General features: G+C 43.9%; 19 protein-coding genes. 10 read left to right on the forward strand and 9 right to left on the reverse strand.

Going from position 1 to position 18,772, the window contains the following annotated elements; translation table 11 throughout:
* Nucleotides 1–33 precede the first annotated feature (33 nt).
* The 8 genes from OS173_RS04050 to cutA all read right to left on the reverse strand — a co-directional run bounded on the left by OS173_RS04050 (nucleotide 34) and on the right by cutA (nucleotide 7,015).
* Entirely contained in the window at nucleotides 34–270 is a 237-nt protein-coding gene (locus OS173_RS04050; RefSeq protein ID WP_267182999.1) for a helix-turn-helix domain-containing protein, read from the reverse strand.
* Nucleotides 267–1,130 carry a zinc-ribbon and DUF3426 domain-containing protein gene (locus OS173_RS04055; protein ID WP_267183000.1) on the reverse strand — a complete coding sequence of 288 codons (864 nt, stop codon included), beginning with the start codon at nucleotides 1,128–1,130 and terminating at the stop codon, nucleotides 267–269. Before OS173_RS04055 ends, OS173_RS04050 begins: the two co-directional genes overlap by 4 nt.
* 87 nt (nucleotides 1,131–1,217) lie before the next feature.
* Nucleotides 1,218–2,093: a 50S ribosomal protein L11 methyltransferase gene (gene prmA, locus OS173_RS04060; RefSeq protein WP_267183001.1), complete on the reverse strand. Its 876-nt coding sequence runs from the start codon at nucleotides 2,091–2,093 to the stop codon at nucleotides 1,218–1,220.
* Nucleotides 2,094–2,105: 12 nt separating this feature from the next.
* On the reverse strand, nucleotides 2,106–3,452 hold the full coding sequence (accC, locus tag OS173_RS04065; RefSeq protein ID WP_267183002.1) for an acetyl-CoA carboxylase biotin carboxylase subunit: 1,347 nt from the start codon (nucleotides 3,450–3,452) through the stop codon (nucleotides 2,106–2,108).
* A 17-nt stretch (nucleotides 3,453–3,469) separates the two neighbouring features.
* Nucleotides 3,470–3,937 (reverse strand): acetyl-CoA carboxylase biotin carboxyl carrier protein, encoded by a 468-nt coding sequence (gene accB, locus OS173_RS04070; protein WP_267183003.1) that lies wholly within the window; start codon nucleotides 3,935–3,937, stop codon nucleotides 3,470–3,472.
* An 8-nt stretch (nucleotides 3,938–3,945) separates the two neighbouring features.
* Entirely contained in the window at nucleotides 3,946–4,380 is a 435-nt protein-coding gene (aroQ, locus tag OS173_RS04075) for a type II 3-dehydroquinate dehydratase (RefSeq protein WP_267183004.1), read from the reverse strand.
* A 72-nt stretch (nucleotides 4,381–4,452) separates the two neighbouring features.
* Entirely contained in the window at nucleotides 4,453–6,708 is a 2,256-nt protein-coding gene (gene dsbD, locus OS173_RS04080; protein WP_267183005.1) for a protein-disulfide reductase DsbD, read from the reverse strand.
* Nucleotides 6,692–7,015: a divalent-cation tolerance protein CutA gene (cutA, locus tag OS173_RS04085; protein ID WP_267183006.1), complete on the reverse strand. Its 324-nt coding sequence runs from the start codon at nucleotides 7,013–7,015 to the stop codon at nucleotides 6,692–6,694. Before cutA ends, dsbD begins: the two co-directional genes overlap by 17 nt.
* A gap of 145 nt (nucleotides 7,016–7,160) precedes the next feature.
* Here cutA and OS173_RS04090 point away from each other — a divergent pair, with 145 nt between their 5' ends.
* The 6 genes from OS173_RS04090 to OS173_RS04115 are packed head-to-tail and all read left to right on the forward strand — an operon-like array spanning nucleotide 7,161 to nucleotide 14,016.
* Nucleotides 7,161–7,784 (forward strand): thymidine kinase, encoded by a 624-nt coding sequence (locus OS173_RS04090; RefSeq protein ID WP_267183033.1) that lies wholly within the window; start codon nucleotides 7,161–7,163, stop codon nucleotides 7,782–7,784.
* 3 nt (nucleotides 7,785–7,787) lie between these two features.
* Nucleotides 7,788–8,717 (forward strand): methionyl-tRNA formyltransferase, encoded by a 930-nt coding sequence (fmt, locus tag OS173_RS04095; protein WP_267183007.1) that lies wholly within the window; start codon nucleotides 7,788–7,790, stop codon nucleotides 8,715–8,717.
* Nucleotides 8,710–9,948: a 16S rRNA (cytosine(967)-C(5))-methyltransferase RsmB gene (rsmB, locus tag OS173_RS04100; protein WP_267183008.1), complete on the forward strand. Its 1,239-nt coding sequence runs from the start codon at nucleotides 8,710–8,712 to the stop codon at nucleotides 9,946–9,948. Before fmt ends, rsmB begins: the two co-directional genes overlap by 8 nt.
* The gene (locus OS173_RS04105; RefSeq protein ID WP_267183009.1) at nucleotides 9,945–10,487 is read left to right on the forward strand and encodes a DUF4390 domain-containing protein; all 543 of its coding nucleotides are present in this window, start codon (nucleotides 9,945–9,947) and stop codon (nucleotides 10,485–10,487) included. The genes rsmB and OS173_RS04105 overlap by 4 nt, the downstream gene beginning before the upstream one ends.
* Nucleotides 10,487–12,646 (forward strand): sensor histidine kinase, encoded by a 2,160-nt coding sequence (locus OS173_RS04110; protein ID WP_267183010.1) that lies wholly within the window; start codon nucleotides 10,487–10,489, stop codon nucleotides 12,644–12,646. The genes OS173_RS04105 and OS173_RS04110 overlap by 1 nt, the downstream gene beginning before the upstream one ends.
* 5 nt (nucleotides 12,647–12,651) lie before the next feature.
* Nucleotides 12,652–14,016, forward strand: coding sequence for a coniferyl aldehyde dehydrogenase (locus tag OS173_RS04115; protein ID WP_267183011.1), 1,365 nt, complete (start codon nucleotides 12,652–12,654; stop codon nucleotides 14,014–14,016).
* On the opposite strand, the gene OS173_RS04120 is transcribed toward OS173_RS04115, so the two are convergent.
* Nucleotides 14,013–14,609, reverse strand: coding sequence for a hypothetical protein (locus tag OS173_RS04120; protein WP_267183012.1), 597 nt, complete (start codon nucleotides 14,607–14,609; stop codon nucleotides 14,013–14,015). The two genes, OS173_RS04115 and OS173_RS04120, sit on opposite strands and share 4 nt — an antisense overlap.
* A 268-nt stretch (nucleotides 14,610–14,877) precedes the next feature.
* On the opposite strand from OS173_RS04120, the gene OS173_RS04125 reads away from it, so the two are divergent.
* The 4 genes from OS173_RS04125 to OS173_RS04140 all read left to right on the forward strand — a co-directional run bounded on the left by OS173_RS04125 (nucleotide 14,878) and on the right by OS173_RS04140 (nucleotide 18,757).
* Complete coding sequence (locus tag OS173_RS04125; RefSeq protein WP_267183013.1) at nucleotides 14,878–16,641, forward strand: hypothetical protein; 1,764 nt, start codon at nucleotides 14,878–14,880, stop codon at nucleotides 16,639–16,641.
* Between the two features lie 126 nt (nucleotides 16,642–16,767).
* Nucleotides 16,768–17,313 carry a gamma carbonic anhydrase family protein gene (locus OS173_RS04130; protein ID WP_267183014.1) on the forward strand — a complete coding sequence of 182 codons (546 nt, stop codon included), beginning with the start codon at nucleotides 16,768–16,770 and terminating at the stop codon, nucleotides 17,311–17,313.
* A complete protein-coding gene (locus tag OS173_RS04135) occupies nucleotides 17,313–18,290 on the forward strand; it encodes a hypothetical protein (RefSeq protein WP_267183015.1) in 978 nt (325 codons plus the stop codon). The genes OS173_RS04130 and OS173_RS04135 overlap by 1 nt, the downstream gene beginning before the upstream one ends.
* Entirely contained in the window at nucleotides 18,287–18,757 is a 471-nt protein-coding gene (locus OS173_RS04140; protein WP_267183016.1) for a SixA phosphatase family protein, read from the forward strand. Before OS173_RS04135 ends, OS173_RS04140 begins: the two co-directional genes overlap by 4 nt.
* Nucleotides 18,758–18,772 lie beyond the last annotated feature (15 nt).

Here is an 18,772-nt window from a genome sequence, read left to right on the forward strand (position 1 = left end):
TTTACATAAAAATAGCGGTCTAAAATGTTCGCTTCACTTAATGTTTAAATTACGCATTTTAGTGCGTAAAGTGGTGCGTGTAATACCTAAGGTGTCGGCTGTTTTCGAGCGATTACCTTTATGCCACTCCAGCACGGCTTTAATCATACCACGTTCAGTTTCCGCCAACACCAAATCATATAATCCATCGGTGTCATGACCGCTTAAGGACTCAAGGTATTCATTAACGGCCATATAGGTACAATGTTTTTGACAATGATGATCACTCATGGTTGGCTAAATCCTATCTCGAAAGCCACCGCATTTTCACCGGGGTTTTGAATTTCTAAAGTAATCGGCACGAGGGTATTGTTAATAAAACCCGCTTGTAAAATATCGGCTGTTAAGTATTCACTGGCCTTAAATCGGCGCATGGCGATGACCTGGCCGTTGAGGTCCGACAGGCTAATGGACAACGCCGGAAAACGTTGATCTTCAGAATGGGTTTTAATCATACTGGCAGAAATAATCAAGGCATTGTCACGCCCCGGATGACTTCGGATATTACGAGACACCAGAGAAATATTGGTTAAATCCAGAGGGCGATTTTGTTGGGCGCAGCTGAGGGCATCACAAACCCTATCGGCCCATTGACTGTCCGGTAATCGTAAACGGCCATCAGCAAGTGCTTGTTGTGCTTGCCATAATATCCCGGCCACCATAACCACACTCATCAGTCCCCACCATTTACGACCTGTTTCGTGGGTGTCCTCTGCATCCTGATAGGGCAAATCAGCTTTCAGCGGTTTTTCTTCAACACCTAAGAAATCCGGGGTGTCATCATCTGTAAGCTCATCGTCATCTAAGTGCTGAAATTCTGTCGCAACAACATCATCTACCAAAAATGTCTCATCGGCGTCTTCTGCGGCGGTCTCATCGACATGGAAACTGCGTGTCAACAGGGGTGGCGCATGTCCACTGTCATGCAGCAATAAATCTTCATCATCAAGTGGTTGCTCAGAAGTGAGGGTTGCTAAGGCATCAAACACAGTTCCACAGACATGGCATCGGACTTGTCCGCGTGCTAAAGTGAGATGTTCTGCGTCAATAATAAATACTTCGCCACATCCTCTACATTGTGTATAAAGCATTAAGTCTACCTAGTTAATTTAATGATGTGTTGTTACCGACGGCTTATGTGGGCCTTGGTGGAACAATCGAATCTATATGTTGCGCGATTATCGGGGTAACCGAGCACTAACCCGCACCCAATCTTCTAAGTTTTCACATTCAATGTCAATAAAACTTTGTGCATATTCACGACTGAGCTGTTTTTGTTGTTCAGCCAGAATACCACTGAGGACGATTTGACCACCAGGTTTAAGCATATCTGCAAATATCGGACGTAATTGCAGTAACGGTGCAGCCAAAATATTGGCCAAAATGCCGTCTTTGTGAAGGATTTCACTGACCGCTTCCGGTGACACAATCTCAATGCCCTGTTCGACATTGTTTTTTCGAGCATTTTGCACAGTGGCTTCAATGGCTTGATTATCTATATCTACACAGGTAACCCGTTCAGCACCTTGTAGCAAAGCCATAATAGCCAAAATACCTGAGCCACAACCAAAATCAACCCAATGTTGCCCTCGCACATCATGTTGATCTAACCAGCTTAAACACAAGGCAGTTGTGGCATGGGTGCCGGTACCAAAAGCCAAACCAGGGTCCAGAAATAAATTAATGGCGTCTGCATCAAGCGGCTCATAGCCATCGGGAATGACCCAACTGTTTTTTCCAAAACGCATGGGCTTAAAATGCTGCATCCACATTCGCTCCCAGATTTCATCCTGAAGTTGAGTGCGGAGAATTTCCACACCGGGCAAATGTATTGACAACAATTGAAAAGCGCCATTGGCTGACGGTTCATTATCAAACAAAGCCGTCAACTTAAGAAAATCCCATAACGGTGTTTCGCCGGGCAAGGGTTCGTAAATCGGCACATTACTGTCATCTTGATACGTGATACCCACCGCACCTAAATCAGTCAGTATTCGCTCTAAGGACTTGGCCTGGACCGCTGTGACCGGTAATGTGAGCTCATAAAAAGGCATCTATTAATTGACCTATTTTTCTTTATTGAGCTGTTTTTCTAAATAGTGAATGTTCTGACCGCCTTTAACAAACCCTTGATCCTGCATAATTCTTTGCTGTAATGGGATATTGGTATTAATACCGGAAACAACGGTTTCAGCCAAAGCTAAACGCATGCGCTTAATCGCAGTAATGCGATCTTCGCCATAGGTCATAATCTTGCCAATCATCGAATCATAATTAGGTGGCACTTTATAGCCGTCATACATGTGCGAATCCACCCGAACACCCGGTCCGCCCGGGGCATGAAAGATATCAATGGTGCCGGGCGATGGCATAAATGTTTTTGGATCTTCGGCATTGATACGACATTCAATGGCATGGCCTTTAAACTCAATGTCCTCTTGCTTAATCGCCAGTGGCTCACCGGCGGCAATGAGAATTTGTTGTTTAATCAAATCAACACCGGTAATCAATTCTGTCACCGGATGTTCCACTTGAATTCGGGTGTTCATTTCGATGAAATAAAATTCACCGGCATCATACAAAAACTCAAATGTACCGGCGCCTTCATATCTAATACGTTGACACGCCGCCACACAAACCGCGCCAATTTCGGCCCGCTGCTCATCGGTGATACCCGGAGCCGGTGCCTCTTCCACCACTTTTTGGTGGCGCCGCTGCATGGAGCAATCTCGCTCTCCTAAGTGGATGGCGTTACCGTGCATATCCGAGAGCACTTGAATTTCCACATGTCGCGGATTTTCTAAAAACTTTTCCATGTAAACCGTGTCATCACCAAAAGCCGCTTTGGCTTCGGTTTTGGTGGTTAAGATGGCATTGTTTAAAGCTGCTTCCGTGTAGACCACACGCATACCGCGACCACCGCCACCGGCAGCGGCTTTGATAATCACCGGATAACCAATTTTTTTGGCCATTTTCAGATTGTCATTGACATCATCACCCAAGGGGCCATCAGAACCCGGCACACAAGGTACGCCGGCGGCTTTCATGGCTTCAATAGCCGCCACCTTATCGCCCATTAAACGGATGGTTTCAGCCCGTGGACCAATAAACTTGAATCCCGACTCGGCAATGCATTCAGCAAATTCGGCATTTTCTGCTAAAAATCCGTAACCCGGATGTATCGCCTGGGCATCAGTGACTTCTGCAGCGGCAATAATTTTTGGAATATCTAAATAGGATTCTACTGCTGGAGGTGGACCAATACATACGGACTCATCCGCCATACCAACGTGCTTTTGGTTGCGATCAACAGTGGAATGGACCGCCACAGTTTTAATGCCCATGGTGTGGCAAGCGCGCAAGATGCGCAAAGCAATTTCGCCGCGATTTGCTATCACTATTTTACTGAACATGGTGTCTCCCGATGGACTTATTCAATCTCAAATAAAGGTTCGTCAAATTCAACCGGTTGGGCATTTTCCACCAGAATACGTTTTATTTTACCTTTAAACTCTGACTCAATTTGGTTAAACATTTTCATGGCCTCAACCATGCATAAGGTATCACCGATGTCCACCGATTGACCCACTTTAACAAAGGGTTCTGCATCAGGCGAAGGGCTGGCATAAAAGGTGCCGACCATTGGACTTCTGACGATTTGACCGGTGGCTTCAGGTACATCTTCGTCTTGGTTTTGCTCTGTTGTTTGCTGCGGGCTTGGGGGTGCTGGTTGAGCAACTTGTTGTGGTGCAGATGGCATCATATAAGTCTGCGCTTGTGGCGCTTGCATTGATTGCCTGGATAATTTAACTTTTTCCTCACCTTCGGTAATTTCCAATTCAGTTAAGGATGATGCTTCTAATAATTCGATCAGTTTTTTTATTTTTCTGATATCCATAACGACTCCTAAAATGTGTATGTGGCCCAAAATCGCAAGGCCGCCAAATAACCTTCAGCGCCCATTCCAGAGATGGTCGCGACTGCCTTATCCGAAAAATAAGACTGTTGTCGAAAAGGCTCACGGGCAGCTACATTTGATAAATGCACCTCAATAAAGGGCAAATCAACCGCCAATAAAGCATCGCGAATAGCAACACTGGTATGGGTAAATGCAGCCGGATTAATAATTACAGCATCGACGCCATCAGCGCAGCCGTGAATAAAGTCAACCAACTCATGTTCGGCGTTAGACTGAAACAAACGCAATTTGAGCGACATCGAGTCAGCTAATTTTACCAGGGACTGATTCATATCCTGTAAGCTGGTATGACCATATAGCGTTGGCTCTCTGCTGCCTAACAGGTTTAAATTCGGACCATGAATGACGGCAATCTCGCGCATAGGTTTTCAATTGAATTAGCCACTAAGTTCTGCGATTTTGCATCAATCAGTTGCGAATGTCCAGAAAGTAGACTACATTAATATTTTTTCAAACGTTTGTTTTAAGGCCGCTGCATTCTTATAACCAAAGAAATTATACTGCGTTAACGGCAGACCATCAGCATCAAAAAACAAACTCGCCGGCGGCCCAAATACCCCAAAATGCTTCAGCAGAGCCTGATCAATCTCATCATTGGCAGTGACATCGGCCTTCAACAAGTTAAATTGCTGCGACAAGGCGACAATGTCCGGGTTCTGAAAAGTGGTGCGCTCCATACGCTTACACTCAATACACCAATCGGCGTAAAAATCAAAATACACCGGTTTGGTTGTGTTTGATAATTGCTGTTCTAAATCAGCAATCGATTTAATTGTAACAAACTCAACCTGAGTGTCTGTTACGACTGCAGAACCACTGCCGGCAAAAATTCCGGCTAAAGGCTGAAGTGGATCTTTTTGACCAGCCAAGGCACCGATAATTTGTGCCATTCCTATCACCAGCAGAATCACTTTCAAGGCATCGAACAAACCCATCAACCAACCGCTGACACCATTATCTTTGGCATTTTGATGCCACATGATGGCACTGGCCACCAGTAACAAACCCCATAATAATAACACCACCGATTCCGGAAGAATACGGGCCATAAACCAGATGGCCATACCGAGTAAAGCAATCCCAAAAAAGGATTTCACCACATTCATCCAGCCACCGGCTTGTGGCGTCCATTTACCGGCGGTGGCACCAATCAGCAATAATGGCACACCCATACCCATTGACATGGCGAACAAAGCCAAGCCACCCATAACGGCACCATCTTGTACTGTCGAAATGTATATCACAGCAGCCGCTAACGGTGGTGCCACACAGGGCCCGACAATCAAGGCCGACAATAACCCCATCACCGCCACACCAATTAAAGAACCACTTTTTTGTTTGTTGGAAAGATTGGACAGTTTATTTTGCCATTTAGCGGGTAATTGCAAATCATAGAATCCAAACATGGATAAGGCCAATAAAACAAACACCAGAGAAAATGAAATGAGAATCCATGGCTTTTGGAAAATCGCCTGTAAATTAGCGCCCAACAAGCCGGCCACCACACCCACCACCGTATAGGTTAAAGCCATTGCCAACACATACACTAACGACAGTAGAAAGGCTTTAGAGGCACTGCGAATATTTTGACCGACGATTAAAGAAGACAAAATTGGAATCATCGGAAATACACATGGGGTTAAGGCCAACAATAAGCCAAAACCAAAAAACCTTAATACCGTCCACCATTTGGCATCATCGCCAATCTCTTGGGTCAGTTTTTGTTGCTCAGACAAAATCTGATTGTTAGTCACCGTGGCCGATGACTGTTGCGATACTTGCTTGCTGATAACCGCGCCGACCGGTAAGTCCACTGTGATAATTTTTTCAGTGGGCGGATAGCAAATCTTGCCGTCTTCACAACCTTGGTAATCGGCTCGCAAAGTGATTGAACGTATGTCTTTTTGACTGTGGATTAAAGGCAGTTCGATTTCAGCCAAATCATAGAAGACCTGCACGCGACCAAATTCCGGGTCATTTTTCTCCACCGTTTCGCTATATATGGGTTTACCTATTTGGATACCATCCGTTTCACTGGTGAACTGTAATTGGTCCAAGTATAAGTACATGTTTGGCGCCATGGTAAATCGAGCCAACAATTTATTGGCATCTCCGGCAATGGCCTCAAATTTAAAGGCATCATCCATGGACACAAATGACTGAGCACCCGGGAAAAAACCCTGGTTAGTTTGGCCTAATTGCAGCAAACCACTGCCTTGCTTCAGATCTTGAGAAACCACTGCTGGTTTAATTTTGCCGCTTAAATCAAAGGTCTTTTTCTGAGGCGGATAACAAATACCGGCATCCACACAGCCCTGATATTTAACCGTTATTTGTGGCTGTTCTCCAACGTCAGAAAATGGAATGGATACTTTTAACTGCTGGCGATAAGTCTCTACTTCACCGAAATACGGATCGGTTTTTTTCTCTCCGGCAGGGATAGCCTGATCAATGTCATTGAGAACAATATCTTCACCCATAAAACCCAAGGCATGGCGATATAGGTAAACATCATCAGCCACATCAATGGTCACCTCGATGGTTTGGCCATTGACCTGAACTGATGGCACCATGGCCTCATCAGGATGCAAAACCTCATCCGGATCAATGGCTGCTTGTGCAGTAAAAGCGGTGATTAAATATAATGAAGTCAGCCATAAAAACAGGCTTTTGTTAGTGATTAGTTTCATGTTTTATCCATGTTAAATAGTCATCGCTACCGGCAACAATATCCACTGCGATTATTTCCGGCACGTCATAAGGATGCAGTTTTTGAATAAGCTGTTCCGCGGCCGAAAAATGTTTTTTTTGGGTTTTAAGTAATAATAAATACTCATCATCACCACGTAATTCATCCTGCCATCGGTAATAACTCACCATTTTCGGCAAGCACTGACCACAAGCGATTAAACCTGCCGTCAACAGTGCCTTAATCAGCACTTCAGCCTGCACGCGGTCATTGATGCTGACCATAATTTGTATGTAATGAGATGTCATAATTTATGGATGATTGTCATCAATCGGTCGCCATTATAGCGTCCTTGTTCAGTTTTTGTGGTTAAGACACGACTTAATGATTAAGGTTCAGATGATGTCCGCTTTACGGCGGATATTTGCTAAAATAGCGGATTTTCCAACACCAATGGCCAAACTCTATTTTTATTATTCTGCCATGAATGCCGGGAAAACCACGCATTTACTGCAATCCAGCCATAATTATCAGGAGCGTGGCATGCAAACCTTGATTTTATCATCTTCCATTGATGACCGATATGGCAAAGGCGTGGTTAAATCTCGGATTGGATTACAGTCGCCTTCTATTTTATTTAACGAGCGGGCTGATTTATTGCAACTGGTTAAAACACAGAACCCGGTTAATTGTGTGTTAGTTGATGAAGCACAATTTTTAACAAAGTCACAAGTTTATCAACTCACTGAAGTCGTCGATCAGCTTAATATTCCGGTACTGGCATACGGTTTACGCACTGATTTTCAAGGCGAATTATTTGAAGGCAGTCAGTATCTGCTGGCTTGGGCTGATGAGTTGTGTGAACTAAAAACCATTTGTCACACCGGCAGAAAAGCCACCATGGTCATCCGCATTGATGAACAAGGCCAGGCCATCACCGGTGGTGCACAAATACAAATTGGTGGCAATGAGCGCTACGTGTCAGTTTCCCGCGCAGAATATAAACGCATTTTTCATGGTGAAGGCAGCATAAAACCATCACAAATCTCGCTCCCCTTAGACAATCAACAGGACTAAACCATGCGCATAATTTTTTGTGGCACACCGGATTTTTCAGTGCCGCCGTTACAACAGTTACACGCCTCTGGCCATGACATCGTTGCGGTATTTACACAACCGGACAAAGCCCGTGGGCGGGGTCAGAAACAACAAAAAACACCGGTCAAACAGGCCGCCGAAGATATGGGGATAACAGTTCACCAGCCGATTGGCATGAAAGCGACTGAAACCCAACAATTAATTGCTAACTACCAAGCCGATTTAATGGTGGTGGTGGCCTATGGGGTGATTATCCCACAAGCAGTTCTCGATTTACCGCGTTTAGGCTGTTGGAATATTCATGCGTCTTTACTGCCACGCTGGCGGGGTGCAGCACCGATTCATCGCGCCATCTTAGCAGGTGATGAAGAGACCGGTGTGTGCATAATGCAAATGGCTGCCGGTTTAGACACGGGGCCTGTTTATTTTTGTGAAAAAACCAGCATACGAGCAGAAGACAACGCCGGCTCCTTACATGACCGCCTGAGTGTCATGGGTGCAGATGCCATTATTAAAGCCGTTAGTATGGCTGACAACAACACATTACCCTCACCCCAAGAACAAGACGATGGCCAGGCCACGTATGCCCATAAACTGAAAAAATCCGAATCAACCATTGATTGGCATCAATCGGCCACAGACATCGAACGCCAGATTCGCGCCTTTACACCCTGGCCCGGCAGTCAGACTAAGATTAAGGGTGAAACCTTAAAAATTTGGGCCGCAGAAGTTATAACAAAATCTGCCAAACACATACCAATCGGCGATATTGCTTATGCAGACAAGGAAACCTTGGTTATTAATTGTGGTGAACATCAATTAAAACTTCTCGAGGTGCAACGTGCCGGAAAAAAACGTATGGCCATCGGACCTTTTATGCGCGCCAAATCGGACTGGTACTTAAATGAATAAAAACCGTTATTATGGCAGTCATATTTTGTATCGTGTATTAATTAAACACGAACATCTGAAGACCGCCATGAAAACCACACTACCCAACCACCTTGAAGCACAGGATAAAGCCTGGATTCAACATGTGTGCTATATGAGTTTACGTCATTATTATAGCCTCACCGCTCGCTGGCAAAAGTTTTTGCACAAACCCTTAAAAGATCAGCTGGTGTCACAACTGTTGACTTTTAGTATGGCCCAGAAAATCTATGCACAAGTACCCGATCATGCCATCGTCAATGAAGCCGTTAATGCTGCCGGGCAATTAAAGAAAACCTGGGCCAAAGGTTTAATCAATACGGTGCTGAAACAAAGCCTGGCCGATGACGACTTTCAGGCAGACAATGAAGAACAACAATATGAACACCCGTCTTGGTGGTTGGCCATGCTTAAAAAAGACTGGCCCGATGATTGGGAAAATATCGCCCATGCCAACAATCAACCACCACCACTTTGGATTCGTACCAAACCAGGTATTGATGGACCGGGGCAAGCACATCCACACCTAAACAATGCTTATTTATTGACTGATAAACAATTGCCCCTTGAGCTATTGAAAGCAGGTCATGCCACAGTCCAGGATGCCGCTGCACAATGGGCCGCACATATTTTAAAACCTAACAATGGTGAGCGAATATTAGATGCCTGTGCCGCACCAGGCGGTAAAGCCACCCACTTATTAGAATTAAACCCGCATATTCAGTTGGATATAGTTGAACAAGACAAAAATCGGTTGCAATTAATTAAAGACAACCTCAAACGTTTGCAACTAAAAGCCAATCGATTGATCCACGGCGATGCGGCCGAACCAAACACATGGTATCAAGGACAAAAATATGACAAGATATTACTGGACGTTCCCTGTAGCGCCTCCGGCGTGGTAAGACGACATCCTGATATTAAATTGCTGAGACAAGCACAAGACATGCATTTTTTAACACAATTACAAACCAGCATTCTGCAGGCCTCAGCTGACTTACTGGTCAGTGGCGGCTTGTTATTGTATGCCACTTGTTCAGTTTTTCAGGCAGAAAATGAGCGCCAAATTAAACGCTTTTTAAAAGCCAATCCTAACTTCGAAGCGCAAATTATGGATGTGCCTGAGAGTCTGCCTCAAAAGTACGGCCTGCAGTTTTTACCGGGGCGAGCCGACATGGACGGCTTTTATTATTGCCTGCTAAAAAAATCATGATACGGTTTATTGCCCATGTCGTATTGTGGAGCCAGCTGTTAATCACACAGGCTAACGCACAGTCAATCTCCCCGGAGAACATATTGATTAAGCAACAAGGCGATTACTGGCAAGTAACACCAAAATATAACATTACATTAAGTGAAGCCATCGTTGAGGCCATTCATAACGGTATTGAAATCACTTTTGTCAGTGAAGTGCGATTACTGGCAGAAAAAAATTGGTGGCCCGACAAAATGTTAAGTAAAACCGAAAAGCGCTTTGAAATTCATTATTTTTCTTTAAGTAGCCAATACCAGCTCAAACAACCGGACACCGAAAAACCTGCAGCCTTTACCACATTGGACAGCTTACTGATTCAGTTAACTCAAAATACCCGCTTCAGCATTAAAAAACAACCACAAGCCACAACAGTAGAAAGTCGTTTTTACCTTGATCAACGGGCGCTGCCCTCGACCATGCAATTACCGATTTTGTGGGACAAAGAATGGTCTTTACAAGCTCAGCCGTCACGTCAACCACTACCGGTCACTGATTAATGATGAAAAAAAGGCTGAAAAAGATAGTTTTCAATAAAAACCTGCCGATTCTGGTGCTGGTTGGGGTTTTACTCGGCGCCATGTACTTATTAACCATCGCCATGCAAAGTGCCGCCCAATTTAATCGCCTGTATTTATGGTTGGTGGGTGCGGCTTTGTTGGCTGTGTTTGTGTTATTGCTGATCATTATCCAACGCATCGTTTGGCTTTACCTACGTCGACGACAGAACGCCGCAGGTTCACAGTTAACCACCCGCATGGTATTGATGTTCACCGGTTTGTCGCTGCCGCCGGTGATTGTTGTTTATATGTTTGCTAACTTATTGGTCAATCGCTACATTGATTCCTGGTTTGACGTCAAAACAGATGAAGCCTTACGAGATGCCATCACCTTAGGCAAAATTTTTCTCAACACACAAACCCTCACCCACTTAAACACCGGCAAAGATTTGGCCGATCAATTGGCGGATATTGACCCTTTAAATCAATCCATTTACTTAGATCGCTTATTGGACACCACCAAAGCCACTTCTTTAAGCATTTACAATGCCAATGGCAGATTAATTGCTTCCAGCCAGCTTGACCCATTAAATCTACCACAGCAAGTGATGCCCACGAGTGCTTATAACGAAGTCAGCAATAACCGAAATTACGCGCGGGTGGAATCAGCCGGTGACGATGGCTTACAAATCCGGGTGGCGGTGCCTATTTCATCACGACAATCGATAAGCATGAGCAGCCATCGATTATTACAGGCACTGTTCCCGATTCCCGAAGAATATGAAGGTTTAACCATTAACATTGAGACGCAATATCACCAATACAACAAACAAACCTTCCAACGACAGCAATTAAAAAGTACTTTTTTAATTATTCTGACCATTGTTTTATTATTAAGCGTTTTGTTGGCCATCTTACGGGCTTTTTCCTCGGCACGAAAATTAGCCGCACCCATTCGTTTATTATCGGAAGCCACAGAAGCCATCGCTGAAGGTAACTTCAGTAAGATTATTCCGGTGGATTCTAAAGACGAACTGGGGATGCTGGTGCAATCTTTTAATAGCATGTCTGCTCAAATTGCCGCCTCCAGTGCCCTCGCTCACCGCGCGCAATCAGAAGCCGAAAACCAGCGTACATATTTAGAAAAAGTGATGTCCCATTTATCCAGCGGAGTCATCAGTATCGATCATGATTTACGAATTCGCTTAAGCAATGAGGCGGCTTTAAAGATTTTGCACCTGGACGGGCTTAACATTACCAATCAAAACATTGATTATTTGTCCATGAAGAATGCCACCCTATTGCCCCTGATTACTTTAATTAAACAAAAAGTGGCCGATCAAACCGGGTATTGGCAGCAGGAAGTGCTCATTGCGGAAGATTCTTTGCGACGGGTATTGTTGGTGCGTGGCAGTCAAATCAGTGAAAAAGACATTGAAGGCGGTGGTCATGTGATTGTTTTTGATGATCAAACCATTATTAACCAAGCGCAAAGGGATGCCGCTTGGTCGGAAGTCGCTCGACGACTGGCGCATGAAGTGAAAAATCCATTGACCCCCATACAGTTGTCAGCTGAACGCATGCACCTTAAATTCAAAGGCAAGCTATCCAAAGAAGAAGACGAGATACTCAATCGCGCCACCCAAACCATTGTCTCTCAAGTGGCGCATTTAAAAACTCTGGTCAATGCATTTTCCGATTACGCCAAGCCACCGGAACTAAAAAAAGAACTGGGTGGCTTAAATCAGATTATTCAGGAAATTGTGGATTTATACAGCATTTCACAACCAGGTATTCAGTTCAACCTGGATTTAACAGAACCTGAACCCCAGTTATTGCTGGATCGAGGCCGGATTAAACAGTTACTGACCAATCTCATTAAAAACGCCCAAGAAAGCGCAGACAATGATCATTTGGTTATCACCATCAGTACCAGTCACACCGATAATTCGTTACTATTAACCATACAAGATAATGGCCACGGCTTTAACGCCGATATTATGCAACATATTTTTGAACCCTATAAAACCACAAAACCCGGTGGCTCCGGCCTGGGTTTGGCCATTGTTAAAAAAATTGTTGAAGAACACGGCGGCACCATCACCGCCGGCAACCATAATCAAGGTGCCTTGATTACCATTTATCTACCCATCGCGTGAACATTATGCAATCACAACTCAGCCAAATGCAGCAATTACCGGCCTTAACATTAGAGCAACGGCTTGGTCGCTTAAAAGCGCTGCAAAAATCCATCCAAACCAATAAACAGTTAATTATTGATGCCATCAATGCCGACTACGGGCAACGCGCTGCCAGTGAAACCTTGTTGGCTGAAGTGTTGGTTAATTTAGAAGACCTAAAACACACCATCAAACATTTACCCCGTTGGGTTAAAGCCGAAAAATGGACTGCAGACTGGAAATTTTGGCCATCCCGTTGTGCCATTATTCCTGAGGCAAAAGGCGTGGTCGGTATCATGGCACCCTGGAATTATCCTTTTAATTTAGTGGCCGGACCTTTAACCGCCGCCATTGCCGGTGGCAATCGGGTGATGATAAAACCCTCAGAAATCACCCCAAAAACCGCCGAACTCATTCAATCCTTATTAAGCGATGTATTTTCTGATGATGAAGTATTCGTGGTACTTGGTGATGTCGCGGTGGCCGATGAATTTAGCCGCTTAGCCTTTGATCACTTATTATTCACCGGTTCCACCCGCGTCGGTAAAATCATTATGCGCAATGCCGCCGACAATTTAACCCCGGTGACCTTAGAACTCGGCGGTAAATCACCGGTATTAATTGACCGTGACTATTCCCTGGATAAAGCCGCCAAAAGCATTGCCAAAGGCAAATGGTTTAATGCCGGGCAAACCTGTATCGCGCCTGATTATGTAATGATTGAAACTAATCGCGTTGCGGCCCTGATTGATGCCCTGAAAAAACACACCATCAGTGCCTATCCAAGCATTGACAATAACAACCGGGATTATAGCTGTGTGGTCAATAATCAGCATTTTGAACGTTTACAAAAATTACTGAAACAATTAACCAATGAACAAATTGTCCATGTTTATCCTGAGCACCAAGCCCAAGGAAATCGCATGGCGCCGGTTATTGTTGATAATCCGAATTGGCAAAATACAGTGATGCAGGAAGAAATATTTGGACCAATCTTGCCCATTATCGCGGTTGATGATATGACCGATGCCATCGAAACCATTAACAAAGGTGATAAACCACTGACCTTATATTTATTCAGCAATAACCGGCAAACCATTAAAAAAGTTCGCCAACAAACATCCTCGGGTTCGTTTGCAGTGAATGAAACGCTAGTTCATTTTGCCCAACAAAATTTACCCTTCGGTGGTATTGGCGCCAGTGGCATGGGCAGTTATCATGGTTATCAAGGCTTTGTCACCATGAGCCACATGAAATCAGTCTATTACCAATCCCGGCTTAACGGCAATGACCTGGTGCGTGCACCCTTTACAAAACTTAAAAAGAAAATCATTGATTGGATGAGTTAATTCTGTTTTGACAAGCTGTACCGGCAAGCACTCACCAAAACCACTGCCATTAACAGCATAAGCATAAAAAGATTATTGACCGGTACCGAAGCAGCCAAGCCGCGGAAAGTAAATTGTTGGGTGTTGTTGGTCATATCGGGATCTGTGATGCCGTGCATGAGATTAACCTTCCACAACATATCTGAAATACCCACACCAGGTACTGATGTAGTGAATTCGCAGGTTACTGAGGACTGGGATGGAATGTCCTTATGAATACCACCAAATAATTTTAATACATAGTTATCTACTGGTGGCGGCGGGTCGTTGTGCTCAAATGCCAATCTACAATCGCTGTCATCACTTTGAAATTCCGACAGAAATCCAATATTAGAATTCATATAATTGTAATATCCAGTCAGTTTGATTAATTCTTGTGATGAGATGAGATCATCTGGCCCATGATTAAAGACGGTAAAACGGATCACACCATATTGATTAACCGGAATGCCGCCAACAAAATCATTGGCTTCAAAAGTGAGCGCTAAATCACTTTCCGCTGAGCTGAAAAATGGTGTAACAATAAAGCAAATAAATAATATCTTTTTAATCACGAAATCTCCGAAAACTAACACCATCTTATAACATTCATCAAATTCCCTTCAAGCAATTGTTCTTTATCATTGGCTTATCTGAATGAACACATGAAAACTTAGCGGTTTATGCGATTTTAATAATGACACAGTATTTCAGCTAAATACATCACGTTTTACACTTCTGGCATATGCGCTTAGCCATCAATAATGATACAATTTTCGGCACTAAAAGGACGGTTGCGTTGATCGTCACAACATTTAAAATAAATCATACAGAGAGGTTACCATGAAAAAACTCATCATTATAAGTCTGATGGCTTTAGGGCTGTCAGCCTGTGGCGATAAAGAGGATGATAAACAACCGGAAGCGGTTAAATCAGCCATCGCCCAATCCGATATTCTATCCTATGTTCCGGCTGATACGCCGCTGTTTTTTGCCTCAGGTTTAAGCAATGACATGTATCCAGATCGCTACGTTTCAGTGATGCAAGATAACATGAAAAACATTGCTGAATATTTAAAACTGAGCTTCAGCGATCTAGATGTGGCATTACAGCAACTCAGCGAAGATGAAGAGGACGTTGTTATCAACCAACAAGAAATCAATAAAACCAAAGCGTTTATTGACCGTTGGGTCATTGATGGTAATTTTGCCAAACTCGGTATGAAAGTCGGCGAAACCCAAATGGTCGGTTATGCCGTGGATTTATTCCCGGTGATTCGCATGCAACTGGCCAAGGGTCATCAAATAAGCGATATGTTTGCAGACTTGGATGAGCAGTTTGCACTGACACCACAAGTACATCAACAAGATGGTTTATCCATTCGCGAATATCAAGCAGATGAAATGACCATTTTAGCGGCTCATAATGATGATTATATGGTGTTGTCATTGGCACCAAGTGTTATTAAAGATAAGCTGATTAATAATTTAGTGGGTATTGATAAACCCGCTCAAAGCCTGTCACAAAATCGTGATCGCTTGAATCAAATTAAAGTCAAACACGGATTTGTGATTGATGATTTGTTGGTTATGGATATTCAAGCCATTGCTGATTATTTTATTAATCCCGATAATTATGATTCAGCTTTATTGGACTTTTTGCAGATTGAAGACAATAAACTATCACCCGTGTGTAAATCTGAAATCAATGCATTGTTAGCCAAAGCCCCCCGTTTAGTGGCCGGTGCAACCGCCTTAACCGATGCGCAAATTGATAGCGCCATCATCTGGGAAATGGATACAGAAATCAGCCAGGACATGGCTCAACTGGCAGGTCGTATCCCTGCCATTGATGAAGCGGCGGCTTTTAGTTTTGGCATGAGTGTGGATATTTTAAACAGTCAGAAAGTGCTGACTAAATACATTGACAACATCATCAATTCGCCTTATCAATGTGAGCTCTTTACACAGCTCAACCAACAGGCAGAAGCCTTTAAACTGCGTGTATCTCAGCCATTACCGCCTTTTGTCAGTAATTTTAAAGGCTTTAACATGGCGTTTAGTGATTTAAAAGTGAACGAACAAGCCGCTAATACAAATAATCCGGCTGACATGATTGAATCGTTCAAAATGCAAATGGCCTTGTCTGTCGATGAAGCCCAGTCTTTGGTGGGTATGGCACAAATGATGTTGCCACAATTACAAGGTATGACGTTGCCTACCGACGGTAGTTTAATACCACTGAAAGAACAGCTGCCGGCTAATTTAATGAACTTACCGGTGGATATCAGCAGCGCCTTTGCCGCCATCAATAACCAAACCATTGGCTTATCATTGGGTTATCCGGGTGGTGGAAATTTAGCCGATATGGTTAAACAGCCCGGCGAGAATTTACTGTTTAGTGCCACCGCTGATGCTGACGGTTATAAAACACTGGTTCAAGAAATTTTTAAATTAGCGGATATGCCTCAACTGTCAGAAGATATGAAACAGCAGCTGGAAACCCAAAAAGAAATGACTTTGAGCATGCTTTATTGGAAACAACAAAAAGTCACCATGAACTTTGATGATAAAGGCTTCACCACCAATATGACTGTTACTTACTAACCCGAAATGTTCATGTAAGCGGCATTAATACCATGCTTACATGAATAAACGGACTAACCGTTATCTTCTAAAAAAACCCGAGCCGGCTTTGTTGGCTCGGGTTTTCTTTCTGGTATACTAAGGGACATGACAATTCGTTCTTTTTCAGACCATCAACCTAAGCTTGGTGAACGCGTATTCATTGATTCCACCGCAGTGGTTATTGGTCAAGTAGATTTAGCCGATGATGTATCGGTGTGGCCGATGACTGTTATTCGCGGTGACGTCAATTCCATTCGCATTGGTGCACAAAGTAACATTCAGGATAATTGTGTTTTACATGTCACTCACGTTGGCCCTTACACAGCAGATGGCGGCGCTTTAAACATGGGCGACATGGTGACGGTAGGTCACGGTGCCATTTTACACGCCTGTACCATTGGCGACAGCTGTTTAGTCGGTATGGGTGCGCGCATTTTAGATAAAGCAGTGATGCAACCATATAGTATGTTGGGTGCCGGCAGCTTACTAACTCCGGGAAAAGTTATTCCATCAGGTGAATTATGGGTGGGTAATCCAGCGGTTAAGCTCCGTGATTTAAGCACAGAAGAAAAACAATCTTTGGATTATTCAGCATCGCATTATGTCAAATTAAAAGATCAGTATCTGTCGTCACAAACGGACAAGGGTTAATGACAGCTCATTTATTACCCGCCGATGCCACCAGTGAAAAAATCAACAACATCAGTCGCGCCCGCTATATCTTAAACCAATTAGATCAGCATCACCCACGCTTAGGTGTTTGGTGTGATTGGGCCAATACCACATTTGCTGAACAAACCTGGTTGCCGTATTTAACCGATATCATGCAGTTAGCTTATGCCCGAATGTGCCACCGAAATGGTAGCCTGAGTCAACAGCCGCGTAGTTACCACAATGAATTCCATTGTAACGATTTGTGCGAATATCTGATTGAATCTCACAACCACTTTTCGGATATGTTCTCACCGGCACATTGGGCGTTATTGTCTTATTTTGCAGTGTGTCACGACCTTCAACAAGGTTTACCTAATGATAACCGCGATCATCGACTTGTCGGCGCCAATGAAGCTGCCAGTTTTCAAGAAGCCAGACAAATGATGGATTTAATCATGCCTGATAACAAGGTAAACTCATTGTGCCAGCCACAACATATCTTGCTGCTAAAAACCATGATTGAAGGCAGCACCTTTGGTCGTCATGGTGACAATAAACGCTATTTCTTTCAAGGCAATATTGCCAAACACCTGTTAAACAGCATTGAGTTAGAAAACCAAGCAGACAGACAATTGGTTTACTTAGCCTGTGATATTGACACCGCAAATGTGAGCATGCCCTTTAATGATTATGCCCGTTCCGCCATCCGTGTCTACGATGAACTTAAGGCGCATCGATTAATCAAAGTCAGTGCTCGGGCGTTTTTTAGTGATGAGCAACTTAATTACTTTTTTAAGCAACAACAATTTAACTCAAAGCCGGCATTGGAGTTATTTGAACCTCGCAAACAACGCAATGCACCGTTATTAAGAGAAACAGTGGCTGCTGTCAAAGCCTTACCGGAAGATGCTGACACAGAAACCGTTAAACATACTTTTTTTAGAACTGCTGAGCACTTATCAATCGCATCATGAATTTATTTATTGTTCGCCACGGCCATAGCCCGATGCAAGACATCGATCACCAAAGACCATTATCTGAATTGGGTCGGCTACAGACCCGGCAGGCTGCCGCCTTTATTCAACAAAACACCGACACCGTTCCCTATATGCTGTGTTCCGATGCTGTCCGTACACGGCAAACCGCTGAATTGATTGCGACTGCTTTGGGGGTTGATAACTGTGATGCCCGTAATGAGTTTTATACCGCCGGTGTGGGCATCTGGTGCGACGCCATTGAGGCCATGAGCCACTGCCAATCGCTGGTCTTAGTGGGTCATAACCCAACCATCAGTCAGTTAACAGGTTATTTAACAAATAGTGATGAAACTTACTTCAAGCCGGCTTGTGTCAGTCACATAAGACTTGAAATTCTCAGCGATGGCCTCAGGTTACCCGCTCAACTTTTAGCCAACTTTAAACCCGATGCAAAACCAGAATAACCCTCTATCCGCGAT

The organism is Marinicella gelatinilytica, assembly GCF_026410405.1.
Lineage (GTDB): Bacteria > Pseudomonadota > Gammaproteobacteria > Xanthomonadales > Marinicellaceae > Marinicella > Marinicella gelatinilytica.

Coding starts and splice junctions, on each gene's coding strand:
- OS173_RS04050 (WP_267182999.1), bottom strand. CDS start 270: ATGAGTGATCATCATTGTCAAAAACATTGTACCTATATGGCCGTTAAT.
- OS173_RS04055 (WP_267183000.1), bottom strand. CDS start 1,130: ATGCTTTATACACAATGTAGAGGATGTGGCGAAGTATTTATTATTGAC.
- prmA (WP_267183001.1), bottom strand. CDS start 2,093: ATGCCTTTTTATGAGCTCACATTACCGGTCACAGCGGTCCAGGCCAAG.
- accC (WP_267183002.1), bottom strand. CDS start 3,452: ATGTTCAGTAAAATAGTGATAGCAAATCGCGGCGAAATTGCTTTGCGC.
- accB (WP_267183003.1), bottom strand. CDS start 3,937: ATGGATATCAGAAAAATAAAAAAACTGATCGAATTATTAGAAGCATCA.
- aroQ (WP_267183004.1), bottom strand. CDS start 4,380: ATGCGCGAGATTGCCGTCATTCATGGTCCGAATTTAAACCTGTTAGGC.
- dsbD (WP_267183005.1), bottom strand. CDS start 6,708: ATGAAACTAATCACTAACAAAAGCCTGTTTTTATGGCTGACTTCATTA.
- cutA (WP_267183006.1), bottom strand. CDS start 7,015: ATGACATCTCATTACATACAAATTATGGTCAGCATCAATGACCGCGTG.
- OS173_RS04090 (WP_267183033.1), top strand. CDS start 7,161: ATGGCCAAACTCTATTTTTATTATTCTGCCATGAATGCCGGGAAAACC.
- fmt (WP_267183007.1), top strand. CDS start 7,788: ATGCGCATAATTTTTTGTGGCACACCGGATTTTTCAGTGCCGCCGTTA.
- rsmB (WP_267183008.1), top strand. CDS start 8,710: ATGAATAAAAACCGTTATTATGGCAGTCATATTTTGTATCGTGTATTA.
- OS173_RS04105 (WP_267183009.1), top strand. CDS start 9,945: ATGATACGGTTTATTGCCCATGTCGTATTGTGGAGCCAGCTGTTAATC.
- OS173_RS04110 (WP_267183010.1), top strand. CDS start 10,487: ATGATGAAAAAAAGGCTGAAAAAGATAGTTTTCAATAAAAACCTGCCG.
- OS173_RS04115 (WP_267183011.1), top strand. CDS start 12,652: ATGCAATCACAACTCAGCCAAATGCAGCAATTACCGGCCTTAACATTA.
- OS173_RS04125 (WP_267183013.1), top strand. CDS start 14,878: ATGAAAAAACTCATCATTATAAGTCTGATGGCTTTAGGGCTGTCAGCC.
- OS173_RS04130 (WP_267183014.1), top strand. CDS start 16,768: ATGACAATTCGTTCTTTTTCAGACCATCAACCTAAGCTTGGTGAACGC.
- OS173_RS04135 (WP_267183015.1), top strand. CDS start 17,313: ATGACAGCTCATTTATTACCCGCCGATGCCACCAGTGAAAAAATCAAC.
- OS173_RS04140 (WP_267183016.1), top strand. CDS start 18,287: ATGAATTTATTTATTGTTCGCCACGGCCATAGCCCGATGCAAGACATC.